Below are 26,331 nucleotides of genomic sequence, written 5' to 3' on the forward strand. Positions count from 1 at the left end.
ACGCCCGACCGACCTCCTCAGGCGACGCCCGGCTGCACCTCGAACACGGCGATCCTCTCGGCCGCTGCGGCCACGCCTTCCGGTGTGGAGTCGTCGACCAGACCGCTCTTGACCAAGAGCTTGGCTGTGTCCGGTTCCGTACGGAGCTGGTGCAGCAGGAGCTGGCGGCGAGTCTCGACGGGCTGCTCCACCAGCACCACCTCACGCACCCGGCGCCCCGAAGCCAGCGATGCCGCCGGTGTCTGTCGTGCGTTGGCCACCCACGCCGCGCGCGGGTAGGCCTGGAAGATGTACTCCTTCCCGTCGATCGGCACGACACCGACGGGTTGGCTTTGCGCCTGTCCGCTCTTGCGACCGGTCGTGGTCAGGATCTGTGCGCGACCGGTCCGCACGCCCACGCGCTGCAACACGTGGAAGATCCGGCTCAGCCGGTTGACCCAGCGCCTGCGCACGTCCGTGTCCATACCTCGCCCGTACCCATGCGCTCCCCGTGCAGCGCGATCGTGGATCGCGATCAGCGCGGCGACCGGGAGCCGCTCCTCGCGCCGTGCGCGAGCAAGGAACACTTCCGGGCCGCTTCGACACATGCGGCCCCACGCCCTGTCAGAGCGCGGGTACTCAGTCCAGGTAGTCGCGCAGCACCTGGGAGCGGCTGGGGTGGCGCAGCTTGGACATGGTCTTGGACTCGATCTGGCGGATCCGCTCGCGGGTGACGCCGTAGACCTTGCCGATCTCGTCGAGGGTCTTGGGCTGACCGTCGGTGAGGCCGAACCGCATGCTGACGACGCCCGCCTCGCGCTCGGAGAGGGTGTCGAGGACCGCGTGCAGCTGCTCCTGGAGCAGCGTGAACGAGACCGCGTCGGCCGGGACGATGGCCTCGGAGTCCTCGATCAGGTCGCCGAACTCGGAGTCGCCGTCCTCGCCGAGGGGGGTGTGCAGCGAGATCGGCTCGCGGCCGTACTTCTGCACCTCGATGACCTTCTCGGGGGTCATGTCGAGCTCGGTGGCCAGCTCCTCGGGCGTGGGCTCGCGGCCCAGGTCCTGCAGCATCTGGCGCTGCACGCGGGCGAGCTTGTTGATGACCTCGACCATGTGCACCGGGATGCGGATGGTGCGGGCCTGGTCGGCCATGGCGCGGGTGATGGCCTGCCGGATCCACCAGGTGGCGTAGGTGGAGAACTTGTAGCCCTTGGTGTAGTCGAACTTCTCGACCGCACGGATCAGGCCGAGGTTGCCCTCCTGGATCAGGTCGAGGAAGAGCATGCCGCGGCCGGTGTAGCGCTTGGCCAGCGAGACCACGAGGCGCAGGTTGGCCTCGAGCAGATGGTTCTTGGCGCGACGCCCGTCCTCGGCGATCCACTCCAGCTCGTCGAGCATCTTGGGCGAGACCTTGCCGCCCTTGCCCAGCTTCTCCTCGCTGAACAGGCCGGCCTCGATCCGCTTGGCCAGCTCGACCTCCATCTCGGCGTTGAGGAGGGGCACCTTGCCGATCTGCTTGAGGTAGTCCTTGACCGGGTCGGCGGTGGCGCCGGCCACCATGACCTGCTGGACCGGCTCGTCGGACTCGTCGGAGGCGGCGACGACGAAGGTCGTGCTCTCCTCCTCGTCGCTCTTGAGCGACGGGTCCGAGGCGACGTCCTTCTCGAACTCGGCGTCCGGGATGTCGGGCAGGACCTTCTTACCGTCGGGGCCGACCTGCGCCGGTACCTCGGCAGCAGCCGCGTCGGCAGCCGCCTTCTTGGCGGGCGTCGCCTTCTTGGTGGCCGCTGCGGCCTTCTTGGCGGGTGCCTTCCGGGTCGTGCTCGGAGTCACGAAGTACCTCTCCACGCGGGCTGGTCGGGGTCGCCGGCGGTTCCGGGCGCAACAAGAGCCGCACCTGTCAACCACCCGCGTCACATTGTGGCACGGTGAGCCTCATACCCAAGAACCGGCTGAGGAACACTCCCACGATTCGCCAGCCGGCGTCAGCGGAAGTCGCGAGAGCGGTGCCGCTCGCGCAGGGCACGACCGGCCTCGGGATGGATCCGGTCGAGGGGGGCCAGCTCGTCGGCGACGAGGTTGACCACGCCGTCGCGACGCTCCAGCACCCCCCGCACGACCATCGCCGCCGCTGACCTCGCGGTGACGCGGTGCCGGCGCCACAGCCCTGGTGAGCAGACGACGTTGAGCATGCCGGTCTCGTCCTCGAGGTTGAGGAAGGTGATGCCGCTGGCGGTGCCCGGCCGCTGCCGGTGGGTGACCAGCCCCGCCACGTGCATCCGCCGGCCGGGCTCGGCACGGGCCAGGTCGGCGACCGAGCGGATCCCGTGGGAGGTCAGCATCGGACGCAGGTGCTCGACGGGGTGGCTGTCGGGTGAGACCTGGGTGGCCCACAGGTCGGCCAGCGTCACCTCGACGGGGTCCAGCCCGGGCAGCGACGGCGCCGCAGCGGGCACGACGACGCCCGGCAGCTGCTCGTCGGTCTCGGTGAACCCGGCCTGCCACAGCGCCTCGCGGCGCCCTAGTCCCAGCCCTTCGCAGGCCCCGGAGGTGGCCAGCGCCTCGAGCTGACGAGAGTCCAGCCCGGCGCGCCGGGAGAGGTCGACCAGGTCGGTGAAGACCCGCTCCTCCCGGGCGGCGACGATGCGCCGGGCGACGTCGGCGCCGATGCCGCGTACCGAGTCCAGGCCCAGTCTCACCGCGAAGCCGGTGTCGCGGCGATGGGTCGGGCACGGGTCGGGGGCGGTGGGGTCGTACGTCGTGGGGCCCTGGTCGTGGTCGTGCAGGCAGGCCTCGAGACCCGGCGTGATGAGGGCGGGCGCGGTGGGGTGGTCTCGACGCGCCGGCTCGCAGGGCTCGCCGAGCTGCTCGACCACCGGGTCGCCGACGCTTCCCCCGACCGGCTCCAGGTCGGCGGTGGCGGCCGAGCGCAGCAGATCGGGGCGGCGTACCTCGACGCCGTGGCGGCGGGCGTCCTGCAGCAGCGACTGCGGGGCGTAGAAGCCCATCGGCTGGGATCGCAGCAGCGCGGCCAGGAACGCGGCCGGGTAGTGCAGCTTGAACCAGGAGCTGGCGTAGACGAGCTTGGCGAAGGACAGCGAGTGGCTCTCGGCGAACCCGAAGTTGGCGAAGGAGAGGATCTGGGTGTAGATCGTGTCGGCGACCGCACCGGTGATGCCGCGCCGCGACATCCCCACGTACAGCTGGGCCTTGACGCTCTCGATGCGCTCGACGCCGCGCTTGGAGCCCATGGCGCGGCGCAGCAGGTCGGCCTCGTCCTCGGTGCAGTCGCCCAGGGTGCGGGCCATGTCCATCAGCTGCTCCTGGAACAGCGGGACGCCCAGGGTGCGGGCGAGCACGGGCTCGAGGTCTGGGTGGGCGTAGGTGACCTCCTCCTCCCCCGTCGCGCGGCGGATGTAGGGGTGCACCGCACCGCCCTGGATCGGGCCGGGACGGATGAGGGCGATCTCGATGGCCAGGTCGTAGAAGCAGCGCGGCTGCAGCCGCGGCAGGGTGCCGATCTGGGCCCGGCTCTCCACCTGGAACACCCCGACCGAGTCGGCCCGGCACAACATGTCGTAGACGGCCGGCTCCTCCTTCGGGATGCCGGCCAGCGTCCAGCGCTCCCCCAGGTGGTCGCCGGCGAGGGTGATCATGTGGTCCAGCGCGGCCAGCATGCCCAGCCCGAGCAGGTCGAACTTGACCAGCCCCATGAACTCAGCACCGTCCTTGTCCCACTGCAAGACGGTGCGCCTGTCCATCCGGGCGCGCTCGATGGGGCAGACCTCGCCGATCGGCTGGTGGGTGAGGATCATCCCGCCGGAGTGGATGCCCAGGTGGCGCGGCGCCCCCATCAGCTGGTTGGCCAGCTCGACGACCGGCGCGGGCACGTCGTGCTCGCCGCCGTCCTCGCCGGTCGGGACGTGGGTCCAGCTGCTGATCTGCTTGGACCAGGCGTCCTGCTGGCCCGGGGAGTGACCCAGCGCCTTGGCGGCGTCGCGCACCGCCATCTTGGGCCGGTAGCCGATGATGTTGGCCACCTGGGCGGCGTTGCGGCGGCCGTAGCGGTCGTAGACCCACTGGATCACCTCCTCACGGCGGTCGGAGTCGAAGTCGACGTCGATGTCGGGCTCCTCGTCGCGGTGCTCGGAGATGAAGCGGGCGAACGGCAGCTGGTAGAAGACCGGGTCGATGGCGGTGACGCCGAGGGCGTAGCAGACCGCCGACGCCGCCGCCGATCCCCTGCCCTGGCAGAGGATCTGCTGCTCACGGGCGAACGCGACGATGTCGTGGACGATGACGAAGTACCCCGCGAAGTCCTTGCGGTCGATGATCTCCAGCTCGCGCGCCACCCGCTCGCGGGCCCGCTCGGCCAGCGGTGTGCCGGCGTACCGCTCGGCGAAGCCCCGCTGGGTGAGCACGCGCAGCCAGCTGGAGGCCGTGTGGCCCTCGGGGATGTGCCGCTTGGGCAGCTCGGGCTTCGCCTTCTGCAGGTCGAAGGCCAGCCCGGCGGCCAGCTCGACGCTGCGCGCCACCGCGTGGGGGTAGCGGGCGAACCGGGCCGCCATCTCCTCCCCCGATCGCAGGCAGGCCCCACCCCACGGTGGCAGCCAGCCCGCCATCTCGGACAGGCTGCGCCGGGCCCGGACCGCGGCCATCGCCGAGGAGAGCCGGTGGCCCTCGGGTCGGGCGTAGTGGACGTTGCCCGTGGCGACCGTGGCCAACCCCTGGTCGGCGGCGAGCGCGACGAGGGCGTCGTTGCGACCGGAGTCGTCGGGGTGGCCGTGGTCGGTGAGCTCGACGACGACGTCGTCGCGGCCGAAGCGGCTCACCAGCTCGGCCACCTCGGCGGCACCGCGCCAGCCCTTGCGGCAGCCGGTGAGCACCAGCCAGTGGCCACGACCGCGGTCGGTGAGCTCGTCGAGGTCGTAGACCGGTCGCCCCTTCTCGTCACCGCGCAGGTGGGCGTCGGTCAGGGCGCCGGCCAACCGGGAGTAGCCCTCGACCCCCTTGGCGAGCACCAGCAGGTGACGGCCCTCGGGGTCGGGCACGCCGAGCTGCGGGCGGGTCAGGTCGAGGGAGAGCTCGGCCCCGTAGACGGTGTCCAGTCCCCCACCCTGCTGCCGGTACCGCTGGGCCGCCTCGGCGAACAGCGGAGCACCGTAGAAGCCGTCGTGGTCGGTCAGCGCGAGACCGTCCAGCCCCAGCCGCACGCCCTCCTCGACCAGGTGGCGCGGGTCGCTGGCGCCGTCGAGGAAGCTGAAGTTGCTGTGGCAGTGCAGCTCGACGTACGGCGTGGTCCGCTCGGGGGCGCGGACCTCCGGACGTGCCTGGTAGCGGCGTCGCTTGCGGCTGCCCGGGCCGTCGTCGGGCGCCGTGGGCAGCGGACGTCCCGACATCCGCCGCTCGAGCTCCGACCAGGGCATCGCGGGGTTGCTGAACCCCATTACTCGTAGCCTGCCTCGGTCCACCAGCGGCCGTCACCGCTGGTCATGGTGCAGCTCATCAGCCACGCCCGGCCGTCGGCTCCGACCACCTGGAACCGCGCCACCCGGCGGGTCTCTGCGTGGGATGGGTCCGGTTCCCACCACAGCTCGTCCACCGGCCACGGTCCGGCCCACGCGGCGACCGTCTGCCACGCCTCCCCCTCCCGGGCGCGGAACCGGGTGGGCTCCCCGCTCATCACCCCGCGCTCGCTCACCACCGCCACCCGGCCGGCGGCGTCCTCGACGACCGCCGGCCACGGCTCGGCCAGCACCACCGACGGCGCCGGACCGGGGATGCTGCCGGGCCAGGGCAGAGCGCGGTCGCGGCCCCCCGGGGCCCGGTCGCCCCACGGCACCAATCGCTGCCGGTCGGCGGGCGAACGGCCGCCCTGGAGCACCGGGACGACGACGCCGTCGTGCCCCAGCAGGGCTCGGACCTTGGCCACCTGCCGGTCGACCAGCTCCTCCGCACCGCCCCACAGTCCCTCGCCGAAACCCGGCTCGACGGTCTCGGGCACCAGCCGGACCAGGCTCACCGGGCTGCCCAGCCCCTGGGTCGATGCGGCGCCCAGCTGCCAGCGGACCCGGTCGATGAGATCGCCCGGGCCGAACCAGCGCACGTGCGCCCAGGACCGCTCGGCGTAGGTGGTGCCGATGCTCGCCTCGCACTCGACCTCGACGCGCACCCGGGTGCACACCAGCTGCCGGGTCGCGATCTGCTCGACGAAGGCCTCCGCGGTGCGCCGCAGGCTGAAGCAGACCGCCTCGACGGTCTCCAGCGGCGGCTCGAAGGCGACCTCGCGGACCAGGTCGGGAGGCGGCTCGCGCAGCACCGGCAGCTGCGCGTCGGTGCCGCCGGCCAGTCGGTGGACGCGCGCCCCCAGCGGTCCGAACCGCTGGTGGACGTCGCGGGCGGGCAGCCGGGCCAGGTCGGCCAGCGTCCGCACACCCAGCCGTCGCAGCAGGCCGACCAGCTGCGTGGTCTCCTCCCCCTCCTCCAGCATCCCCTCGAGCACCTCGACGGCCAGCGGTCCCACGAACCCCGGCGACCCACCCGGGGCGACCACCACGCACTCCTGGCGCGGGGCGGTGCGGGCGGCCTGCTCGGCGGTGAACAGGTCGTCGGCGACGCCGGTCCGGCAGTCGCGCACCCCCTCGGCGACCAGGGCCTCGATGAGGACGGCCGCCGCCGGCGCCTCCCCGCCGTAGTAGGCCGCGGGCACCGGGAGGGCGGCCAGCCCCGGGCGGACGGCGGCCACTCCCGGCCGCAGCGCCTCGATGGTGGTGAGCACCTGCTCGAAGGCACGGGCGTCGCGGTCGGGGTCGTCGGGCAGCACGGCCACCTCGGGGCAGCGGCCCTGGGCGTCGCGGCGCCGCATGCCCCGGCGGATGCCGTAGCGCCGTGCCGCGGCGTTGCCCGCGGTGACCAGGTTGGCGCGGAACACCGCGGCCGGCGCGCGGGTGCCGACCCCGGCCTCGGCGCAGGCGGCGACGACCGGCCAGTCCGGGCACCACACCGCGAGAGTGCGGGAGGGGCTCATGAGGCGGTGAGGATGCGGGGCTCGTGCTCGTGCTCGGGTCTCACCTCCCCGTCGTCCCCCGGCAGCCACAGCGCGCGTCGTCGCTCGGGCCCGGCGCCGCGGCGCACCAAAACCTGGGTGCGCCGCGAGCGCAGCCGGCCCTCACCGTGCCCCGCCCCCAGCCACTGCGAGCCGGCCAGCCTCAGCTCGGCGTCGCAGCGCGGCCACTCCCCCCACACCACCAGCGCCGCCTCGCGGGTGCGCAGCCGCGCCGCCAGCCGGCTCACGGCGTGCGCGGAGACGCGGGGCGGCGGACGCAGCACCACCAGCGCCGCCACCTCGACCAGCGCCGCGGTGACCTCGACCCAGTGCTCGGCGGCGTCGGGGACGACCAGGGTGCGGTCCAGGTCGAGGCCGAGGCCCGCGGCCGCCTCCAGCCCGGTGTCGCGGGTGTTGACCAGCGCCGTCCAGGCCCCCTCCCGCGAGGGCCCGGCCATGAGCAGGAAGGCCAGGCTGGCGGTGTCGACCCGGTAGGTGCCGCCCGCGCGCAGCCGGACGACGTCGGCCAGGGCCGGGTGGGTGGCCAGCTCGCGCCGGGCGGTGGGCTCGCCCAGCCGGCGCATCCGCTCGCGCAGCATCGCCACGGTGTGGGCGGTGGTGCTCTCGAGGGGCTGGGCGGTCACTTGACGATGATCGAACACCTGTTCGATGTTGTCAATCGGGTGGTCGCCCGATGCCCCGGGTTGGATCACGCACCGACGGGTAAGTGATCACCATGGGCACCGGAAGCATCTTCAGCGCCATCCTCGCCGGCATCGTCATCGGCATCCTCGGCCGTCTCATCATCCCCGGCCGGCAGGCGATCGGCTGGATCCTGACCTTCGTCCTCGGCCTCGTCGGCGCCTTCCTCGGCGGCTTCCTCGCCAAGGGGCTCAGCATCGACCGGTGGTGGGTGGTCCTGATCATCCAGGCCGTCGTCGCGGCGATCCTCGTCGCCGTCGTCGCCGGACCCTGGCGTGCGCGACACCACCGGTCGCAGGCCTGAGGAGCCGATCGGCGCCACCGCTAGGTCAACACCTGCTCGATGCGCTCGGCGTCAACCCACCCCTGCTGCAGGTGCGCCTCGTCCACGTCCACCGAGACGTCGGGCGCGGCCCAGACGACCCAGCCCTCCCAGCGTCCGCGGCCGTTCCTGCGAAACGACAGCAGGATGCCGGGCAGGCGGGGCCGGTCTGCGGCCTGCTGGAGTATCCAGACGTGCTCGCAGCGAGGGTGAGGACGACCGACCGCCAGCGGCGCGGCGACGTCCCCGATGCCGAACTTGTCTTCGCGTGGGCCCACCTCGCCGAGGATAGAACACGTGTTCGCACGAGGTCAGGTCGCCGAGGCCTTCATCGCCTTCTTGTGGTCGCGCACCCGCTGCAGCGAGTCGGGGTCGACGACGTCGGCCACCGAGCGGTAGCCCTCCAGGGCGTAGTCGCCGACAGCCTTCTCCCAGCCCCCCGGACGCACGCCCGCCTGCTTGGCCACCAGCGCGGTGAAGATCTTTGCCTTCTGCCGGCCGAACCCCGGCAACGCCTCGACCCGCTCGACCAGGTCCGCACCCGAGGCGGCCTCGGTCCAGATCCGCTCCGCGTGCCCGCCGTACTGCTCGACCACGATCCGCGCGACGGCCTGCACCTTGGTCGCCATCGACCCCGGGAACCGGTGGATCGCCGGCGTCGTGCTCGCCATCGCGGCGAACTCCTCAGGGTCGGCCGCGGCGATGGCCGCCGGGTCGATCGTGCCGAAGCGGTCCAGGATCTTCGCCGGCCCCCGGAACGCGTGCTCCATGGGGTACTGCTGGTCCAGCAGCATGCCCAGCAGCAGCCCGAACGGCTCCTCGAGCGCCTGGTCGGCCTTCGGGTCGCCGGTGATGTGGAAGGGCATGCCGGTCATCGTCGCATTCGGACGTAGTTAAGGCTCCTTGAAATCGGACACACCTCGACGTCTCGGGCACAGGAGCGCCCTTTGCTACGTCGCAATGCGAGGGCTCAGGAGAGCCGCTCGAGGAGGTGGATGGTCACCTCGTCGCCGGCCTGCTTGCCGATCCTCGCGCGCAGCTTCGCGGCCAGCGGCAGCTTGTGGGTGCCGTCACCGAGGGCCATGAAGGAGCTGGTGAACTCCTCGCCGTCGGCGCTCGCGCGGACCTTCACCAGGCCGCGGGTCCCGAAGAAGGTGGCCGAGTCGGGCATGACGGCGTACGTCCAGCCGCCCGGGGCGTCGCTCTTGAGCAGGACGCAGCTGAAGGTGCGGTCGAGCGGTGTCGGCGAGATCGATGTGGTCACGGAGCGCCTCCTGGTCGTTGCGATGACCAGACTGACCCGACTCGAGGGCGGGAGTCATCGCCGCGCGCGACTGCCGCCGCTGGGTGAGCGTCGCCGTGAGCAGCGCCTGGGAGCCGATGGCCATCCACACCAGGTTGCTCGCCGCCGAGGACCAGTTGCCGTGGCACGTCGCACTGAGGCCGAGCATCGCCGCACCGACGGCGTTGACGCCCTGGAAGGTGCGCGAGGTGGCGTCGAGACGACGTCGGGAGACCAGGGCGTAGGCGATGACGGTACCGACCGCGCCGACCCAGCCCAGGGTCGAGGCGGCGACGAGCTCACTGCTGTTCACGTGGGCAATCGTCCCGATTCAGACCATCAAGCACAATTGAACTGACATGCATCAGGGATTAACTTGTACTGAATGCAGACCCTTGATCCGCGCCGGCTGGCGGTCCTGCTGGCCGTGCACCGCTACGGCGGCGTTCTCGCGGCCGCCGACGAGACCGACGTCACGGCGTCGGCGGTGTCGCAGCAGATCTCCAAGCTGGAGTCCGAGGTCGGCGTCGCCGTGCTCGACCGACGCCCCGGCGGCGCGGTGCTCACCGATGCCGGACGAGTGCTGGTGGAGACCGCCGAACGCATCGAGGCCGAGCTCACCGACGCCCGTCGGGCGATGGCGACACTGCTCGACGAGGTGACCGGGACCGTCGCGGTCGGCGGTTTCCAGAGCGTCATCCAGGCGGTGCTGGTGCCGCTGGCCACCGACCTCGCCGACCGGCTGCCGGGGCTGCGCGTGGTGATCCAGGACATCGACCCCGAGGAGGGCATGCGGTCACTGCGCGATGGCACGCTCGACCTCCTGCTGCTGGAGGCCGACAGCCCGGTGGGGCGCTCGACGCCGCGGGGCATGCGCGACCTTACGGTGCTCGAGGACCCGTGGCTGCTGGCGCTGCCCCAGGGCCTGCCGGCCCCGACGTCGCTGGAGGACCTGGTGCACCAGACCTGGCTCGGCGTCGACCCGACGGCGGCCGCCCACAGCGCCACCGAGCGCGTGATGTCGCTGCTGCCGCATCGTCCCGACGTCGAGCACCAGCACAGCAACAGTGACGTCGCCATCTCGATGGTCGGCGGCGGCCTAGGGATCGCGCTGCTGCCCTCGCTGGCGCTGCGCGGTGCGATCCGGCACGACGGTGTCCAGGCCGTCTCACTGCCCGGTCTCGGCGCGCGCCAGCTGGTGGCACGACGCCGGCACACCCGGGCCGCGCCCCGTCGCGAGGTGATCGCCGTGCTCGACGAGATCGTCGCCGCAGCAGGGTCGCTGGAGCCGCTAGACGCGCTTGAATAGCACCATGCCCGTCACCCGCGGCTTCTTCCGCAAGCGCCCCGAGGGACCGGCCGGGCGCCTGCCGCCCGGTCAGTACGACACCGGCAGCGGCTGGCCGGTGCTGACCGCAGAGGCGACCCCGCGCATCGAGCCCGAGACGTGGTCGATCACCGTCGACGGGCTCGTGGACCGGCCGACCACCTGGACCTGGGCCGACGCCCATCAGCTGCCGGCCTCGACCTACACCGGCGACATCCACTGCGTGACGACCTGGTCGAAGTTCGACGTCGCGTTCACCGGCGTGAGCGTCGATGTGCTGCTCGACGCCGCCGGCCCGCAGGTCGACGCCCGCTACGTGCTGGTGCACTCCAGCACCGGCTACACCACCAACCTGCCGCTGTCCGACCTCGTCGGTGGCCGGGCCTGGGTGGTCTGGGACTACGCGGGCCGGCCGCTCCCGGTCGAGCACGGCGGTCCGGTGCGGCTGCTGGTGCCGCACCTGTACTTCTGGAAGTCGGCCAAGTGGGTCTCGCGGCTCGAGCTGCTGGCAGAGGACCGGCCGGGGTTCTGGGAGCGCAACGGCTACCACGACCGCGGCGACCCCTGGCTCGAGCAGCGCTACCAGGGCGACTGATGGCCTCGATGGAGGACGTCGTCCCCACGGTCACCACCTGGTCGACGGGCAGGATCATCGAGAAGGAGCTGCCGAGGCCCGACCAGGTTCGGCTGCGGCTGCTGGTGGAGGACCGCCAGCACCACGCGCCCGGACAGCACTACGTGATCCGGTTGCGCGCGCCCGACGACTACACCGCCCAACGCTCGTACTCGCTCGCCTCGGCCGACCACGAGCCACTGGTCGAGCTGCTGGTGGAGCGACTGCCGGGCGGGGAGGTCTCGGAGTTCCTGGCCGACGTCGCCGAGGTCGGCGACGTGCTGGAGGTGCGCGGGCCGATCGGGCGCTGGTTCGTCTGGGACAGGCGGACGCCGTCGCTGGCCCTGGTGGGCGGGACCGGCGTCGTGCCCGCGATCTCCATGCTGCGCGCGGCTGCCCACCTGCGACGCCCGGACCTGTTGCGGGTGCTGGCCGTCGGCCGCGACCCGGCCTCGCTCCCCTACCGCGACGAGCTCGCCAGGTCCGGCGCCACGCTGCTCTACACCCGCCACGACGCCGGCGGCCGTGCCCACGGTGCGCCCACCGCCGAGGAGGTCCGGCCGCTGCTCGACGGCGTGGAACGGTTCTTCGTGTGCGGGTCACCGCGCTTCGCCACGCTGGCCGAGGGGCTGCTGGCCGAGTGCGGTGTCGAGCCGGGTGCGGTGCGAGTGGAGCAGTTCGGGGCGTCCGGCTGAGCGGCGGGGGTTTTGCCGGGTGCCCGGCAAAACCCCCGGGAATTCGCTCCAGAATCGGTCGCGGGGACGAGTTTCATGACGTCGTCACCCGAGATGCCCGGTTCAGAACCTACGGCGGATCTTGAGGCGGCGCGGTCGGCCGTCGGGGTCGTGGATCAGCAGGTACTGGGGCAGCGCGAACAGTCGCTGGCGGCGGCTGAGCTCGGGCGGGCGCATCCGGCGCAGCCGTCCCGGCGGGCGCTCGCCCACCTGGCCGCCGTCGTGCCAGGCGTCCAGGGCCGCCGCGGCGTCGCGGTAGGCGCGGAACATCCCCGCCGGGCTCTCGCAGTCGGCCATCGTCTCCAGCAGCGAGTCCTCGTCCACCTCGCGGTCGAGGTGCTCGGCGGCCAGGGTGAGGCGCAGCCGTCGCGGCAGCTCGCCCTCGGTGTCGACGATGGCCGCCGACAGCTCGGAGTCGTGGGTCCACGAGCGCCGGTTGAAGTTGTCCGAGCCGATGGTGACCCACTGGTCGTCCACGTTGCAGGTCTTGGCGTGCACGTAGACCGGGGTGCCGGCGTGGTTCTCGATGCCGTAGAACGCCACCCGGCCGGGCGCGGCGCGCAGCATGTCGAGCATCGCCCGGCGCCGGCCGAGCAGCTGCGGCGCGCGCGAGGAGCCCGCCTTGTCCGGATGCAGCGGCACGACCACGATCACCCGCAGCTCCGGCTCGCGGCGCAGCGCCTGGGTGAAGACGTCGCCGACGCGGTGGCCCCACAGGTACTGGTCCTCCACGTACACCAGGCCCTGCGCGCGAGTCAGCGCCTTGGAGTAGCCGCGCGCCACGCTGCGCTCGCCGCCGTCGGCGAACTCGTAGTCCAGCCCGACGCGCAGGTCGGGGTAGGTACGCAGCAGCTGGACGCTGTGGGTGCCGCCCTCCACCGCCGGCGGCGGGGGGTGCTGCTCGGGCAGCGGATCGGGCTCGCGGTCCAGGCGCAGCAGGTGGTCCTGGGTCCAGGAGATCGGGTTGCTCGAGAGCGGGGTCGGGTCCAGCCAGCGCTCACGGAACACCGTCTCGACGTCGTGGACCGCCGGGCCCTCGATGGCAGCCTGGATGTCGTGCCAGGGCGGGGTGTCGCCGTACTCCGAGGCCATCTCCAGCGCCTGCGGGTCGCCGTGGTGGTCGGCGTCGTCGCGCCGGGAGTGGCACAGGTCGATGCCGCCGACGAAGGCGATGTCGCGGCTGGGGTCGTCACGGTGGCGGATGACCACGAACTTCTGATGGTGCGAGCCACCGGTCCGCACGCGCATGTCCAGCAGGGCCTCCGCCCCGCGCGACTGCAGCTCGGCGCCGAGCCGGCGGTTCTCCCCCGCGGTGAAGCCGAGCCTCTCCCAGTGCGAGCGCCAGATCAGGCCGCGGACGTCGACACCTCGCTCGTCTGCGCTGGCCAGCACCTCGGCCACCTCGCTGCCGGGCTCGCCGGTCAGCCGTTCGTCGGCGTCGCCCTGCCAGTCCGTGAACAGCACCAGGTCGCCCTCGCGGGTCGCCTGCAGCCGTTCGTACAGCTCGGCGAAGTAGGTGGCGCCGTGCACCAGCGGCCGGACGCGGTTGCCCACCGACCATGCCTGGTCGTCGGGGTGGCGGTCGTCGAGACGGGTCGAGGGGTTGCCCCGTTCGGAGGCAGAGAGGAACCAGGCGGCGGGATCGGTCACCGGACTGCGCTCACCATCCCTCGTGCGGGGTGAATTGGCTCAGCACGAGCTCGGCGCCCTGCGGATCGCGGATGCTCGCGGTCCGGGTCCATTCCGACTCAGCTGTGGTGAGGACGGTGGCGCCCAACCGCTCGGCGCGTGCGGCGGCGTCGTCGCGGTCGGCGACCGCGAACGTGACCCGCCAACCCGTCGGACCTCCGTTGGCCACACTGACCGACCCGACGACGTCGGCGAACCCGGGCGGCGCACTCGCCTGTCGGGTGCGGATGCCGGGGTCGACGGTCGACTCGAGGTGATCGCCGTAGCCCGGCACCTCGATGGCCGTGCTCGGGCCGGGTTCGGCGAAGCGCCATCCGAACGCGGATCCGTAGAAGGCCCGGGCCGCCTCCGGGTCGGCGGTGTGGAGGTCGCTGAAGTTCCAGGCACCGGGCTCGTTGACCGCCTGCGCGCCCGGGCGGCGCCGGGCCTGCCAGAGGTGGAAGAGATGACCCTCGGGGTCGCGCGCGGACGCCGCCCGGCCACCGGGGCCGGCGTCCACCGGCTCGGCCTCGATCGTGGCCCCCAGCTCGCGCAGCCGGGCCGTCGTCTCGTCGGCGTCGTCGACCGCGACGAAGGTGTGCCACCGCGCCTGCGGCCCCGAGCCGATCGCCGCGGCGTCACGCCCCCCGAGCGAGGCGATCAGGTAGCGGACAGCGGCGCCGGCCGGGGTGACCTCCTCGAAGGTCCATCCCAGCAGCTCGCCGTAGAAGGCGGCCCCGGCGGCAGCGTCGGGCTGCTCGACGTCGACCCAGCAGGGGACGCCGTGGGGGTACCGCCTCATGCCTTGACGGCCAGCACCGGGCAGGAGGCGTCGAGCAGGATCCGCTGCGCGTTGCTGCCCAGGATCAGCTTTCCGACCGGCGTACGGCGGCGCAGGCCGATGACGATGAGGTCGGCCGCCACCTCCTCGGCGATCGAGATCAGGTCCTCGGCGGGCTCCAGACCACGCACGAAGTGCCGCACCTCGTGCTCGACCTCGGCGGCCTCCAGCTCGTGGCGGACGTCGTCGAGCAGGTGCTCGATGGAGTCGTTGTCCTCGCCGGTGAGCTCGCGGCCGCCCCGGTTGGAGTTCACCACCACGAGCCGCAGCCCGCGCAGGCGCGCCTCATCGATGGCGCGCTGCAGCGCGGCCTTCCCCTCGGGCTTGGGGACGTAGCCCACGACGATCGCTCCCACACCAGCCGCCTTCCCTCGTCCCTGCCGGATCCCTGACCGGACTACCGGCCGGACTCGTGCGCCCGAGGCTACAAGCAATGCACCGCCGGAGCCTGTGGACGACCGTTCGCACGGGCGGCGCCGACCCCGCACGCTGGAGGCGTGGCCCTCGACGTCCCCGCCCCGCTGGCCGACCGACTGCAGGGCGAGGTGCGTCGCCTCAAGACCCAGGCGGGCCGGACCCGCTCCCTGCCCACCCTGCTCCACGTCGGCAGTCTCGGCTCCGAGCGGATCGTGCTGCCGGTCGCGGCGGTGCCCGACGACGCGGGGTCGCGAGCCGACGTGGTGACCCGGGCGCTGGATCGGCTGGCCGATCCGGTGCTGCGCTCGGTCTGGCTGACCCGCGGCGGCGTGCTGGTCGTCGGCGAGGCCGACCTGGCCTGGCGCGCGGCGGCCGAGGCCGGGTTCGCCCGGCACGGGGTGGCCGAGCCGGGACGATGGGCGTGTTTCGTGGTCACCCGCCACGGTTGGCTCGACGTCGGCGGCGGTGCCGTGCGCAGCTGGCCGCGGCTGCGGCCGGGACCCGAGCCGGCGCCCCTCGCACCGTCGCGCGACGAGGACCGCGTCTGGCGGGTCCTGCGGTGAGCGGTCGGGCGGCGGCCGCTCGGTGCGTCGGCCCCGTCTCCGGCCGCTACTCCCAGGTGTGCACCGGCTCGTTGGCGTGCATCCGCTCGCGGTACTCCTGCAGCGCCGCCGTCAGCGCCGTGTGCCGGTCCTCCCCCGACCGCTCCACGTCGTGCACGCGGTCGACGAACCAGGAGGCACCGTTCTGCGTGGCCAGGCAGCGCTGCTCGATGATGTCGAGCAGCCGGCCGCTCTCCTCCTCGGGTGCGCCCCAGGCCGCGAGACCCTCCCGCGCCAGGGGCAGCAGCCGACGCAGCACCAGCTCGACGGCCGGCACCTGACCGACCCCGGGCCAGTACACCTGCGCATCGATGCCCTGGAGGGCGGCGGCGTGGAAGTTGTCCTCGGCCGCCGAGAACGACATCTGCGACCACAGCGGCCGCTCACTGGTGGCCAGGGCGCGCACCAGGCCGAAGTAGAAGGCGGCGTTGGCCATGGTGTCGGCCATCGTCGGGCCCGCGGCGAGCACGCGGTTCTCCACCCGCAGGTGCGGCATCCCCTCGACCACGTCGTACACCGGCCGGTTCCAGCGGTAGATGGTGCCGTTGTGCAGGCGCAGCTCCGCGAGCGACGGCGTGCGGCCGGCCTCGAGCACGGCCAGCGGGTCCTCGTCGTCGGTGATCGGCAGGAGCGCGCTGAAGTAGCGCACGTTTTCCTCGAACAGGTCGAAGATCGAGGTCACCCACCGCTCCCCGAACCAGACCCGGGGCCGGACGCCTTGCGCCTTGAGCTCCTCGCTGCGGACGTCGGTGGCCTGCTCGAAGAGCGGGATGCGCGTCTCGCGCCACAGCTCCTTGCCCAGCAGGTACGGGGAGTTGGCGCCCAGGGCCAGCTGGATCGACGCCACCGCCTGCGAGGCGTTCCAGTACGCCGGGAACTGCTCGGGGCTGACCTGCACGTGCAGCTGCGTGCTGGTGCACGCCGCCTCCGGCATGATCGTCTCCGAGGTGGCGGTGAGCCGTTCGGGGCCGGAGATGTCGATAGCGAGGTCCTCGCCGCGCGCGGCCAGGATCTGGTCGCTGAGCAGCCGGTAGCGCGGGTTGGCGCTCAGCGCCGCCGGACCCATGTGACCGTGGTCGAGGGTGGGCAGGATCCCGATCATCACCAGGTGGGCGCCCTGCGCCGCCGCCTTCTCCTCGGCGTCGTTGAGGCTGGCGCGCAGGCTCTCCTCGAAGGCGTGGAGACCACCCTGGCCGATCCGGCGCGGCTCGGCGTTGATCTCCAGGTTGAACAGGCCTAGCTCGGTCTGGAAGGCGGGGTCGGCGATGGCCTCGAGCACCTCGGCGTTGCGCAGCGCCGGCTGGGCCTGCTCGTCGACCAGGTTGAGCTCGATCTCCATCCCGGTCATCGGGTCGTCGGCCTCGAACCGGGACTCGCGCAGCATCCGGGCCAGTACGTCGAGGTTGCGGCGTACCTTCTCGCGGTGGCGCGTGCGGTCGGCGCGGGTGAACTCCTGGTGCTCCACCTCTTCGCCCATGGCCCGACCCTAGTGTCACGCGCGGAGCCCCTCCTAGCGCTCGGGTCGGGCGCGTCACGACGCGCGTCCCGCGAGGTCCCAGGCCGACGGCGGCACCGCGTGCTGCAGGGCGAGGGCCATCTGGTGGGCGAGCCCGTTGTCGGGATCGACCTCCTGGCAGCGGTCGACGGCACACCAGGCCAGCGCCCCGTCGCCGGCCAGCCAGGCCACCAGGGCGAGCACGGCCGCAGCCTCGCCGACGACGACCGGCGGCGCGCGGTGCACCACCTCGCGCCACACCGGCAGCTGGGCCAGCGCCACGTGACGGGTGAGCTGCCGGCAGACCCGCTCGCGCACGGAGCTCATCTGCGTCAGCGCGAGCACGCGTCCGACGTCCTCGACGCTGAGCGGCCCACCCCCCATCAACCGGTGCTGCAGCCAGCGAGCCTCGCTCGTCGACACCTCGGCGGCGGCCCAGCCGTCCAGGTGCCCGGCCAGCCGTTCGGCGGCGAGGACGACGGCAGCCGAGACCGCAGCGGCGTCGACCGGGTCCGACCCGCGCAACGAGTCGACCAGCGCCTGTCGGCTCTGCAGCACGACGTGCCCGGCGAAGATCCGCTCGGCCAGCATCGGGTGGGCGGTGATGTCGGCCTCGTGCCGTTCGGGTCGCCATCGTCGCGGCGCTCGCACCGTGCGCGGCAGCTCCCACCACTGCGTCCCGTCGACCTGCACCACCTCGAGCAGCTCGATCCGCTCCGGCTCGAGGAGCCGGGCGGCCGTGGCGCCGGCCACGCGGCCGAGCTCCACGTCGGCGCTGTAGACCACCACGGCGCCGAGCTGCGGACGGTGCGTGTGCACCGCCTGCCGGATGGGCTCGATCACCGCCGGGACGTCGCGGACGTCGGCGGGCAGGTCGGCGCGGGCGTTGAACTCACCGCGCAGGCCACCGGCGGGCATGCCGACCGGCATGTTCGTGGCCCGGCTGAAGGTGAGCAGCACCAGCGAGTCGGTCGGGAAGAAGCCCAGCACGATCGGCACCAGCGCCAGCACGTCCTCGGTGGTGCGGGCGGTGAACGTCATCGGCGGGGCGGGGAGCGAGTCGGCCATGGCGTCACGCTCGCCGGTGCCGGGCAGCCGGACCAGCCCCACCGTCACGGCCTGTGGACAACCCGGCGAGACGGTCGCCTGTGCACGCGGAACTACCCCGGCCCGCCGACCCAGGGTCCTGTCGGCGGCGGGTGCGAGCATGAGCAGGTGCGAGGCGAGGCGACGGTGCTGCACCTGGACCTCGATGCCTTCTTCGCCTCGGTCGAGCAGCGCGACAAGCCCTCGCTGCGCGGCAAGCCGGTGGTGGTGGGCGGCGTCGGCGGCCGGGGCGTGGTGGCCACCGCGTCCTACGAGGCGCGGGCTTTCGGCGTCCACTCGGCCATGCCCACGGCCGAGGCGCGGCGCCGCTGTCCGCACGCGGCTTTCCTGACCGGCCGCTTCCACGCCTACCAGGAAGCCAGCGCCACCGTCATGGCGCTGCTGCGCGAGCTCAGCCCGCTGGTCGAGCCGCTCTCGCTCGACGAGGCGTTCGTCGACCTCGCCGCCGGCGGGCTGGCCGAGACCTCCGTCGACGCCGTGGCCGCGCTGGCGCGCCGCCTCAAGGACGACGTCGCGCAGGCCACCGGCGGCATCACGGGCTCGGTCGGGGTGGCCACCTCCAAGCTGGTGGCCAAGATCGCCAGCGACCTCGACAAGCCCGACGGCCTCGTCGTGGTCGCGCCGGGCAGCGAGCTGGACCTGCTGCGCCCCATGCAGGTGACGGTGATCCCCGGCGTGGGGCCCGCCACCGCCGAGCGGCTGCGGCGCATCGGCGTCCACACCGTCGCCGACCTGCTCGAGATCAGCGAGGAGGAGCTGGTGCGAGTGGTGGGGCAGGCGCACGGCCGCGGGCTGTTCTGGCTGGCCCGGGCCGAGGACGACCGGCCGGTCGTGGCCGAGCGCGAGACGAAGTCGGTCAGCATCGAGGACACCTACGAGACCGACCACGTCGACCGGCGCGTGCTCGACGGGCTGATCGGCCGGCAGGCGGCCAAGGTCGCCGAGCGGCTGCGTGCGGCCAAGCTGTCGGGACGCACCGTGACGGTGAAGATCCGGCTGCACGACTTCTCCACCCACACCCGCTCCAGCACGTTGCCGGCCCCCACCGACGACGGCCGCGTCGTGTCCCGGCTGGCGCGGTCGCTGCTGGGCGAGGTCGACACCTCCGGCGGCGTACGACTGCTCGGCGTGGGCGTCTCGGGGCTCGCAGACTGGATCCAGGAGGACCTCTTCGCCGACGAGTCGAGCGCCGAGGAGGAGGCCGCGGGGGACCTGCTGCCCACTTCACCCCCGATGAGCGCGGAGTGGCGACCGGGGATGGACGTCGAGCACGAGGCCCACGGCCGAGGCTGGGTCTGGGGATCGGGCAAGGGAGTGGTGACGGTCCGGTTCGAGACCGCCCTGTCCGGTCCGGGCAAGGTGCTCTCCTTCGCCGTCGACGACCCCGCGCTCACCTCGCTCCACCGCCCGCGGCGGTGAGGCGTGTGCGTCGCGGTGTCACGATGTCGACCATGAGCGTCATCAAGATCAACGCCATCACCGTCCGGGCCGGCAGCGGCGACGAGCTGGCCCACCGCTTCGCCGCTCGAGCCGGTGCCGTGGACGACGCCGACGGCTTCGAGGGGTTCGAGCTGCTCAAGCCGACCGACGAGCGCGACCAGTGGCTGGTCCTCACCCGGTGGCGCGACGAGGCGGCCTTCGAGGCCTGGACCAGCTCCGCGGCGTTCGCGCACGGCCACCGCTCGCAGCAGGAGCGCGACGGCGGCGAGGCGCCCCCGGAGCCCGTCGGCGTCCACAGCGAGGTCTGGAGCTACGAGGTCGCCGTCACGAACCGATGATCCGCAGCCGGACCCGCTCCCCGGGTCGCAGCTGCGCGCACACCGCGAGGTCGGCCTCCTCGACCACGCCGACCACGGGGTAGCCGCCGGTCACCGGGTGGTCGTGGAGGAACAGGACCGGCTGCCCGTCGGGCGGCACCTGCACCGCACCGAGCACCATCCCCTCGCTGGGCAGCTCCTCGGCGCCGCGCCAGCCGATCGGCGCTCCCTCCAGCCGCAGCCCGATGCGGTTCGACCGCTCCCCGACCGCGTAGGTCGCGCCGTCGAGCGAGTCGATCGCGCGCGGCTCGAACCAGTCCTCGCGCGGCCCGAGCCGCAACCGGAGCTCGCGCCGTCCCGGAGTCGGCGGTGCGATCTCCGCGGCGCTCGGGCGTCCCGACGCCGGCCCGACCGGCAGCGTGTCGGCGTCGGCCAGCGGCGCCGGCCCGACGCCGGAGAGCACGTCGCCCGACCGCGACCCCAGCACCGGTGCGACGTCGATGCCGCCGGCGATCCCGACGTAGGCCCGCAGCCCGACGGTCACCGGCCCGAGCGCCACCTCCTCGTGCGCGCGGACACTCACCGCGCTCCCCCACGGTGCCGCTCGCCCCGCGACGCTGACCTGCGCGAGGCCACCGGTGACCGCGACGGTCACGGCGTGGTCGACGGTGAACCGCAGACCGCCGAGCAGGCACTCCAGCGCGGCCGCCGTCGCGTCGTTGCCCACGAGCAGGTTGGCCTGCCGCAGCGCGCCCTGGTCGAGCGCTCCCGAGCGCGGCACACCCAGGTGCGCGTGCCCGGGACGGCCGCGGTCCTGCACGGTCGTCTGCGGTCCGGCGGCCACCACCCGCAGCTCAGGCACGGACGAACCTGACGGGCGTGCCCGGCGCCAGCAGCGCGGGCGCCTCGCGCGAGGGGTCCCACAGCACGGCGTCGGTGCGGCCGATGAGCTGCCAGCCGCCGGGCGAGGCGGTCGGATACGCGCCGGTGAAGGCGCCGGCCAGTCCCACCGATCCGGCCGGCACCGAGGCGCGTGGGCTCTCCAGGCGCGGCACGGCGAGCTCCTCGGGCAGTCCGACGCAGTAGCCGAACCCGGGCGCGAACCCGCAGAAGGCGACGGTGAACCGGGTACCGGTGTGGGTGGCGACGACCTCCTGGCTGCTCATGTCCCACCGCCGCGCCACGGCGTCCAGGTCCGGGCCGTCGTAGACCGTCGCCAGCTCCACGGGATCGACGCTCGGCGCCTCGTGCACGGCCAGTGGCCAGGACGTCAGATCGGCGGCGAGCCGCTCGCGGTCCGCGACGCCGTCGAGCAGCACCGTCCGAGCGCCCGGCACCAGGTCGCGCACGTCGATCCTGCGCCGCTCCACCTCGGCGCGCAGCGCCATCGCCTCGGCCAGGTCGGCGCACTCGACCAGGAGCGCGTCGACGCCGAGCCGGTGGACCTGCACGGCTCCAGCCTAGAAAACACCGGTGCGCCTCGGAAAAGATGAAGGCCCCCAGCAGTATGAGTGCTGGGGGCCTTCGGTTGGTGCGGCCACGATGGTCCACACCGAGCCGGAGCCTCCCCGATCCCGTCCGCCCCATCGCTGGCGTCCGCCTCTGGCCAAAGCCCGAGGTCTGGATCGGTCCTACTCCGCCTCCCCGTGAACCTTGCGGTCCGCGGTGAGAGATTTCTATCCCGCTGCCGATCGGCCGCGCAAGGGCCTCTTGGCAATCCCCAGGGCACTCCACCGAAGTGGCATCGATGTCCACAGGAAAGCGCTCGGCTCCACAGGAAGTGGTCTGATCGTGTGCACATCGATGTGGATTCATACCCACGGTGCGATGCGGTAGTGCGCACCCTCCAGCGCCGCCCGCACCCGGCGGGCGGCCTCGACGGCGCCGGGTGAGTCGCCGTGCACGCACACCGAGTCGACCCCGGCCGCCAGCACGACGGCGTTCGCGGCGACGTCGACGGCGTCCTCGACCAGGGCGCCGGGCCGGTCCCGCGGCATCAGGGTGCCCTGACCCGGCCGGCCGCCCGTGTAACCGCGGTCGGGGAACCCCTCCCTCACCGTGCGGCGGCCGGCGGCCGCGGCCAGGCGCAGCACGACCGAGCCGGGCAGCCCGAGCACCGGTAGGTCACCCGAACCGGCGAGCACGGCGTCGGCCTGCTCCTCGTCCTCGACGACCCGGTTGTACAGCGCGCCGTGAGGCTTGACGTAGCGCACCCGGGTGCCGGCGGCGACGGCGATGCGCGAGAGCACGTCCACCTGGTCGGCCACCTGGTCGCGCAGCAGGTCGTGCTCGACGTCGAGCCGGCGCCGGCCGAAGCCCTCACGGTCGTCGTAGGAGACCTGGGCGCCGACGACCACACCGCGCTCGGCCGCCCGCTCGCACACCGCGCGCATCGTGGCCTCGTCGCCGGCGTGGTAGCCGCAGGCCACATTCGCGCTGGTCACCACCGCCAGCAGGCCCTCGTCGTCGGTGACGCCCTCGCCGAGGTCGGCGTTCAGGTCGATGGTCCTCATGGCTCCATCCTCGGCCCGCGGATGAGAAGTGCCTGAGAACTGGTAGTTCTGGGCAACTTCGGGTACGGCACGTTCGTCTGACCTGGTGCACGAGGAGCCCGATCGCTGGAGCCTCCGGTGTCCACACGGACATCGACGGGGTCCGAACACACTTTCGGGAATCCCTTCGTCGACCCGAACGTTGGTACCAGTGCAGGTCCCGATCCCCCGGTCGGACCTGGCTAGGAAGGGAGCACCATGACTGCGACTCGCACCGAGCGTGAGATCGAGGGCCGCGACTCGGTCGGCCTGTACCTCGACGAGATCGCGCGCACCCCGCTGCTCGACGCCGCCACCGAGGTGGAGCTGTCCAAGACCATCGAGGCCGGACTCTTCGCCCAGGCGCTGCTCGACGAGGGCCGCGTCGGCCGCCGCAAGGGCGGCGCGCCCGGCAACGCCAGCGCCGAGGAGCTGGAGTGGCTGGCCGCCGAGGGAGAGCGCGCCGTCCGCCAGTTCATCAACGCCAACCTGCGACTGGTCGTCTCCATCGCCCGCAAGTACGGGCGCAGCGCGATGCCGATGCTCGACCTCATCCAGGAGGGCAACACCGGCCTGATCCGTGCGGTGGAGAAGTTCGACTACGCCAAGGGCTACAAGTTCTCCACCTACGCCACGTGGTGGGTCCGCCAGGCCATCACCCGCGGCATCGCCCAGCAGGCTCGCGTCGTGCGACTGCCGGTGCACGTGGTGGAGGAGCTCAACCAGGTCTCCGGCGCCCGTCGGCTGCTCGAGCGTCAGCTGGGCCGCGACCCGGAGCCCGAGGAGATCGCCGCCGAGCTCGGCATGGACTACGACCGGGTGCTCGACCTGCTCTCCTGGGGTCGCGACCACGTCAGCCTCGACACCCCCATCGACGAGGACGGCGACACCTCGCTCGGCGACCTCATCGCTCAGGAGAGCTCTCCCGGGCCGGACCTGACGGTGCTCGACGTCGAGTCCCGTGACCGGCTCAGCGCACTGGTGGGTCTGCTCGACGACCGTTCGGCCGACATCGTCCGCTCGCGCTACGGGCTGGTCGACGGTCGGCAGCACAAGCTGGCCGACATCGGCGCCAAGCACGGCATCTCCGCCGAGCGCGTCCGTCAGCTCGAGCGGGAGGCGATCAACCGGCTGCGCAAGCTGGCCGATCCCGACCTGGCCGCCTGACGCCGCAGCTGCGCCGGGGACCCCACCCCGCCGGTCAGTGAGGAGCTCGTCCCTCTCGCTCCTCACCGCGCAGCTCCTCGAGGACCTCCGACACCCGGTGTCGGAGGTCCTCGCGCGTTCCGGTGTTCTCGATGACGACGGTGGCGGCGGCGAGCCGACGCTCCCGCGCCACCTGGGCCGCGATGCGGGCCCGGGCGTCGCCGGCGCTCCAGCCCCGGTCGCGCACCATCCGCTCGACTTGCACCTCCTCGGGCGCATCGACGACGAGCACCGCGTCGAAGTCGCCGGCCCGGTCGTTCTCCACCAGGAGCGGGATGTCGTGCACGACCAGCTCGCCGGGCGCCAGCTGCGCTTCGAGCGCCGCGATCCGCTCGTAGACCAGCGGGTGCACGATGGCCTCGAGACGACGTCGGGCGCTCTTGTCGGCGAAGACCAGCCGCCCCAGGGCCACACGATCCAGCGAGCCGTCGGCCGTGAGCAGATGGTCGCCGAACTCCTCGACGACCTGCGCCAACCCCGGCGTCCCCGGCTCGACGACCTCGCGCGCCAGCAGGTCGGCGTCGATCACCGTCACGCCGGCCTCGCGCAGCAGCGCGCTGACGCTGCTCTTGCCCGAGGCCACTCCCCCGGTCAGCCCCACGCGCACAGCGCGCAGGCTACTTCCCCAGCTTCTGCTGCAGCCGGTCGATGTGCTCGGAGGCCTCGGCCTTGGTGATGTCGGCCGGGATCTCCTCACCGGCCTCACGGGCCAAGGAGTCCAGGTAGCTGCGCTGCGGGCCGGTGATCGGGTCGTCGCCGGTGACCCAGTCGTCCGGGTCGCGCTCGACGCCCGTCTCCGGTGTCGAGCTGCCCAGGGTCTCCGCGTGCTCGGGGTCGCGTGCCGAGCTGGTGTCGTCGTCGCTCATGCGTTCGAACCTACGTCATGGGCGAGCGCGACTCAACCCTCGTCGGGGTGCCCCTGGCCGCTTTGGCCGCCCTGGCCGCCCTGCTGCTCGCGGTAGCGGCGGCGTTGCTCGTCGGCCCGCTCGCGGACCTGGCGCAAGAACGCCTCGTCGTCCTCGGGGTTGGCTGCCGCCGCGCGCCCGGGCCGGTCGTACTCGGGGAACGCGGGCGCGGCGCGCTCGTAGGCGGACGGGACCGGTGCGGTCTGGGGCCGGCCCGCGACCAGCCAGGCGATCGATCCGGCCAGGGGGAAGAACAGCACGATGAGGATCCACATCGACTTCGGCAGGTGCCGGATCAGCCCCTCGTCCGCCCCGATCACGTCGACCAGGCTGTAGACCCAGAGCGCCAACGTCACGACCCCGAAGAACGCCTCGACCCTGATCACGTCGAGAAGTGTCGCTGCTCGCGGCCGTCCGGTCAGCAGTTCGCGAAAGATCGGGCTGGTTGGATGACGACATGGACCTGCGTGCCGGCGACCGCGTGGCCCTCCTGGTGCCCGGCTCGCCCGCCTACCCGCGCTTGGTCGTGGCCCTGCTGCGGCACGGGGTGTTCCCGGTCCCGATGGACCCCTCGCTCACCTCGCACGAGCGTGCCCGGCTGCTGGCCGACCTCGAGCCGACGCTCGTGATCGACGACCCGGGTGGGGTCGACTCGCTGCTCGCCGAGGTGCCGGCGGCGTCCGGTCCGCCGCTGGGGCGGCCGATTCACGTCACCAGCGGCACCACCGGACGTCCCAAGGGGGTGTGGTCGGGCCTGCTGGGGCCCGCCGATGCCGCGGCGCTGGCCGCCGAGGAGCGCGACCTGTGGGACTTCGGGCCCGGCGACGTCAACCTGGTGCTCAGCCCGCTGCACCACTCCGCGCCGCTGCGCTTCGCCACTGGGACACTGCTGGCCGGAGGGCGGGTGGTCGTCGGGGAGCCGCCGGGCTTCGACCCGGCCCGGGTCACCGCGGCGATCGCCTCCGAACGGCCCACCACGATGTTCTGCGTGCCGGCGCACCTGCAGCGGCTCTTCGCCCACTGGGACGACGTCGGCGTCCCCGACCTGTCCTGCTTCCGGCTGGTCGCGCACGCCGGCGCCGCCTGCCCGCCGTCGCTGAAGCAGCGGTTGGTCGAGCTGTTCCCTGACGCGAGCACCTGGGAGTTCTACGGGTCCACCGAGGGCCAGTTCACCGCCTGCCGCAGCGAGGAGTGGCAGCAGCGGCCGGGCACCGTCGGGCGGGCGCGGCCGGGCCGGACCATCAGCGTCGACGACGACGGCACCATCTGGTGCGTCGTGCCCTCCTTCGCCCGGTTCAGCTACCTCGACGCCCCCGAGAAGACCGCCGCCGCCTGGCGGGAGACCGACGCCGGACCGGCGTTCACCGTCGGCGACCTGGGCCGCATGGACGAGGACGGCTACGTCTACCTCGACGGCCGCCGCGAGGACCTGGTCATCAGCGGCGGCGTGAACGTCTACCCCGCGGAGGTCGAGGCGGTGCTGACCGAGGCCGACGGAGTCCTCGACGTGGCGGTCTTCGGCGTCGACGACGACCGCTGGGGCCAGCGGGTCTGCGCAGCGGTCGTGGGCTCCGCCTCCCCCGACGCGTTGGAGGCCTTCGCGCGCGAGCGGCTGGCCCCGGCCAAGCGGCCCAAGCAGTACTACCGGCTCGAGGAGCTCCCCCGGACCGCGACCGGCAAGGTCCGCCGGCTCGACCTGCCGGGTCTGGTGGGCTGACGAGGCGACCGGCCGGCCTCGGGGTGGCGGTACCTCAGACCGCGTCCCAGCACCCGAAACCCGGCCTCCCGTACCGCCACC

At 72.9% G+C, this 26,331-nt stretch carries 28 protein-coding genes and 1 pseudogene; 9 read left to right on the plus strand and 20 right to left on the minus strand.

Features of this window, described 5'->3' with window-relative positions:
• Positions 1–17: 17 nt before the first annotated feature.
• The 5 genes from D9V37_RS06000 to D9V37_RS06020 form a co-directional block, all read right to left on the minus strand.
• Entirely contained in the window at positions 18–464 is a 447-nt protein-coding gene (locus D9V37_RS06000) for a nitroreductase/quinone reductase family protein (protein WP_121805256.1), read from the minus strand.
• 154 nt (positions 465–618) lie between these two features.
• On the minus strand, positions 619–1,812 hold the full coding sequence (locus D9V37_RS06005) for an RNA polymerase sigma factor (protein WP_232524777.1): 1,194 nt from the start codon (positions 1,810–1,812) through the stop codon (positions 619–621).
• Between the two features lie 152 nt (positions 1,813–1,964).
• Positions 1,965–5,426: an error-prone DNA polymerase gene (locus D9V37_RS06010; RefSeq protein ID WP_121805257.1), complete on the minus strand. Its 3,462-nt coding sequence runs from the start codon at positions 5,424–5,426 to the stop codon at positions 1,965–1,967.
• Positions 5,426–7,006: a DNA polymerase Y family protein gene (locus tag D9V37_RS06015; RefSeq protein WP_121805258.1), complete on the minus strand. Its 1,581-nt coding sequence runs from the start codon at positions 7,004–7,006 to the stop codon at positions 5,426–5,428. Before D9V37_RS06015 ends, D9V37_RS06010 begins: the two co-directional genes overlap by 1 nt.
• A complete protein-coding gene (locus D9V37_RS06020) occupies positions 7,003–7,668 on the minus strand; it encodes a hypothetical protein (protein WP_232524778.1) in 666 nt (221 codons plus the stop codon). Before D9V37_RS06020 ends, D9V37_RS06015 begins: the two co-directional genes overlap by 4 nt.
• 92 nt (positions 7,669–7,760) lie before the next feature.
• Between D9V37_RS06020 and D9V37_RS06025 the strand changes: the two genes are divergently transcribed.
• Positions 7,761–8,030 (plus strand): GlsB/YeaQ/YmgE family stress response membrane protein, encoded by a 270-nt coding sequence (locus tag D9V37_RS06025; RefSeq protein WP_121805843.1) that lies wholly within the window; start codon positions 7,761–7,763, stop codon positions 8,028–8,030.
• A gap of 20 nt (positions 8,031–8,050) precedes the next feature.
• On the opposite strand, the gene D9V37_RS06030 is transcribed toward D9V37_RS06025, so the two are convergent.
• The 4 genes and pseudogenes from D9V37_RS06030 to D9V37_RS21050 all read right to left on the minus strand — a co-directional run.
• A complete protein-coding gene (locus tag D9V37_RS06030; protein WP_121805259.1) occupies positions 8,051–8,326 on the minus strand; it encodes a hypothetical protein in 276 nt (91 codons plus the stop codon).
• A 33-nt stretch (positions 8,327–8,359) separates the two neighbouring features.
• On the minus strand, positions 8,360–8,914 hold the full coding sequence (locus D9V37_RS06035) for an HhH-GPD-type base excision DNA repair protein (RefSeq protein WP_121805844.1): 555 nt from the start codon (positions 8,912–8,914) through the stop codon (positions 8,360–8,362).
• Between the two features lie 104 nt (positions 8,915–9,018).
• Positions 9,019–9,312 (minus strand): DUF1905 domain-containing protein, encoded by a 294-nt coding sequence (locus D9V37_RS06040; protein WP_232524779.1) that lies wholly within the window; start codon positions 9,310–9,312, stop codon positions 9,019–9,021.
• A 121-nt stretch (positions 9,313–9,433) separates the two neighbouring features.
• Positions 9,434–9,643 (minus strand): annotated as a pseudogene (locus tag D9V37_RS21050) (CBU_0592 family membrane protein); the annotation flags it as partial.
• 72 nt (positions 9,644–9,715) lie between these two features.
• Here D9V37_RS21050 and D9V37_RS06050 point away from each other — a divergent pair.
• Genes D9V37_RS06050 through D9V37_RS06060 form a run of 3 tightly spaced genes read left to right on the plus strand, consistent with a single transcriptional unit; the run spans position 9,716 to position 11,965 of the window.
• A complete protein-coding gene (locus D9V37_RS06050; RefSeq protein ID WP_121805261.1) occupies positions 9,716–10,639 on the plus strand; it encodes a LysR family transcriptional regulator in 924 nt (307 codons plus the stop codon).
• A 4-nt stretch (positions 10,640–10,643) separates the two neighbouring features.
• On the plus strand, positions 10,644–11,252 hold the full coding sequence (locus D9V37_RS06055; protein ID WP_121805262.1) for a sulfite oxidase-like oxidoreductase: 609 nt from the start codon (positions 10,644–10,646) through the stop codon (positions 11,250–11,252).
• Entirely contained in the window at positions 11,252–11,965 is a 714-nt protein-coding gene (locus D9V37_RS06060) for an FAD-binding oxidoreductase (RefSeq protein WP_232524780.1), read from the plus strand. The genes D9V37_RS06055 and D9V37_RS06060 overlap by 1 nt, the downstream gene beginning before the upstream one ends.
• A gap of 102 nt (positions 11,966–12,067) precedes the next feature.
• Here the strand turns inward: D9V37_RS06060 and D9V37_RS06065 are convergent, their stop codons facing one another.
• From D9V37_RS06065 to D9V37_RS06075, 3 genes are read right to left on the minus strand one after another with little or no spacing between them, the layout of a single operon-like run.
• Positions 12,068–13,654: a phospholipase D-like domain-containing protein gene (locus tag D9V37_RS06065; RefSeq protein WP_121805263.1), complete on the minus strand. Its 1,587-nt coding sequence runs from the start codon at positions 13,652–13,654 to the stop codon at positions 12,068–12,070.
• Positions 13,655–13,664: 10 nt separating this feature from the next.
• On the minus strand, positions 13,665–14,474 hold the full coding sequence (locus D9V37_RS06070; RefSeq protein WP_121805264.1) for a VOC family protein: 810 nt from the start codon (positions 14,472–14,474) through the stop codon (positions 13,665–13,667).
• A complete protein-coding gene (locus D9V37_RS06075; protein ID WP_121805265.1) occupies positions 14,471–14,869 on the minus strand; it encodes a universal stress protein in 399 nt (132 codons plus the stop codon). The genes D9V37_RS06070 and D9V37_RS06075 overlap by 4 nt, the downstream gene beginning before the upstream one ends.
• A gap of 141 nt (positions 14,870–15,010) precedes the next feature.
• On the opposite strand from D9V37_RS06075, the gene D9V37_RS06080 reads away from it, so the two are divergent.
• Complete coding sequence (locus D9V37_RS06080; protein ID WP_121805266.1) at positions 15,011–15,493, plus strand: hypothetical protein; 483 nt, start codon at positions 15,011–15,013, stop codon at positions 15,491–15,493.
• Positions 15,494–15,539: 46 nt separating this feature from the next.
• Here D9V37_RS06080 and D9V37_RS06085 read toward each other — a convergent pair whose 3' ends face one another.
• Both D9V37_RS06085 and D9V37_RS06090 read right to left on the minus strand, forming a co-directional pair.
• Positions 15,540–17,009, minus strand: a complete 1,470-nt coding sequence (locus D9V37_RS06085) for a glutamate--cysteine ligase (protein WP_121805267.1) — start codon at positions 17,007–17,009, stop codon at positions 15,540–15,542.
• A gap of 54 nt (positions 17,010–17,063) precedes the next feature.
• Positions 17,064–18,143 (minus strand): DUF4192 domain-containing protein, encoded by a 1,080-nt coding sequence (locus tag D9V37_RS06090; protein WP_158604389.1) that lies wholly within the window; start codon positions 18,141–18,143, stop codon positions 17,064–17,066.
• Between the two features lie 99 nt (positions 18,144–18,242).
• Between D9V37_RS06090 and D9V37_RS06095 the strand changes: the two genes are divergently transcribed.
• Entirely contained in the window at positions 18,243–19,553 is a 1,311-nt protein-coding gene (locus tag D9V37_RS06095; protein ID WP_121805269.1) for a DNA polymerase IV, read from the plus strand.
• Between the two features lie 32 nt (positions 19,554–19,585).
• Complete coding sequence (locus D9V37_RS06100) at positions 19,586–19,912, plus strand: antibiotic biosynthesis monooxygenase family protein (RefSeq protein ID WP_121805270.1); 327 nt, start codon at positions 19,586–19,588, stop codon at positions 19,910–19,912.
• Here D9V37_RS06100 and D9V37_RS06105 read toward each other — a convergent pair.
• From D9V37_RS06105 to pxpA, 3 genes are all read right to left on the minus strand, one after another.
• Entirely contained in the window at positions 19,899–20,753 is an 855-nt protein-coding gene (locus tag D9V37_RS06105) for a 5-oxoprolinase subunit C family protein (protein WP_198412409.1), read from the minus strand. The two genes, D9V37_RS06100 and D9V37_RS06105, sit on opposite strands and share 14 nt — an antisense overlap.
• Entirely contained in the window at positions 20,746–21,342 is a 597-nt protein-coding gene (locus tag D9V37_RS06110) for a 5-oxoprolinase subunit B family protein (RefSeq protein WP_198412410.1), read from the minus strand. The genes D9V37_RS06105 and D9V37_RS06110 overlap by 8 nt, the downstream gene beginning before the upstream one ends.
• Before the next feature lie 360 nt (positions 21,343–21,702).
• Positions 21,703–22,404: a 5-oxoprolinase subunit PxpA gene (gene pxpA / locus D9V37_RS06115; protein WP_121805272.1), complete on the minus strand. Its 702-nt coding sequence runs from the start codon at positions 22,402–22,404 to the stop codon at positions 21,703–21,705.
• Positions 22,405–22,641: 237 nt separating this feature from the next.
• On the opposite strand from pxpA, the gene D9V37_RS06120 reads away from it, so the two are divergent.
• Positions 22,642–23,589, plus strand: coding sequence for a sigma-70 family RNA polymerase sigma factor (locus D9V37_RS06120; RefSeq protein WP_121805273.1), 948 nt, complete (start codon positions 22,642–22,644; stop codon positions 23,587–23,589).
• A 34-nt stretch (positions 23,590–23,623) separates the two neighbouring features.
• On the opposite strand, the gene coaE is transcribed toward D9V37_RS06120, so the two are convergent.
• From coaE to D9V37_RS06135, 3 genes are read right to left on the minus strand one after another with little or no spacing between them, the layout of a single operon-like run.
• Positions 23,624–24,235 (minus strand): dephospho-CoA kinase, encoded by a 612-nt coding sequence (gene coaE, locus D9V37_RS06125; protein ID WP_198412411.1) that lies wholly within the window; start codon positions 24,233–24,235, stop codon positions 23,624–23,626.
• A 10-nt stretch (positions 24,236–24,245) separates the two neighbouring features.
• The gene (locus D9V37_RS06130) at positions 24,246–24,494 is read right to left on the minus strand and encodes a DUF3072 domain-containing protein (RefSeq protein ID WP_121805274.1); all 249 of its coding nucleotides are present in this window, start codon (positions 24,492–24,494) and stop codon (positions 24,246–24,248) included.
• A gap of 32 nt (positions 24,495–24,526) precedes the next feature.
• A complete protein-coding gene (locus D9V37_RS06135) occupies positions 24,527–24,919 on the minus strand; it encodes a PLD nuclease N-terminal domain-containing protein (protein WP_121805275.1) in 393 nt (130 codons plus the stop codon).
• Positions 24,920–24,927: 8 nt separating this feature from the next.
• Between D9V37_RS06135 and D9V37_RS06140 the strand changes: the two genes are divergently transcribed.
• Positions 24,928–26,250, plus strand: a complete 1,323-nt coding sequence (locus tag D9V37_RS06140) for a class I adenylate-forming enzyme family protein (RefSeq protein ID WP_269778368.1) — start codon at positions 24,928–24,930, stop codon at positions 26,248–26,250.
• The last annotated feature ends 81 nt before the right edge of the window (positions 26,251–26,331 follow it).

This window comes from Nocardioides mangrovicus, assembly GCF_003674065.1.
Taxonomy (GTDB): Bacteria; Actinomycetota; Actinomycetes; order Propionibacteriales; family Nocardioidaceae; genus Marmoricola; species Marmoricola mangrovicus.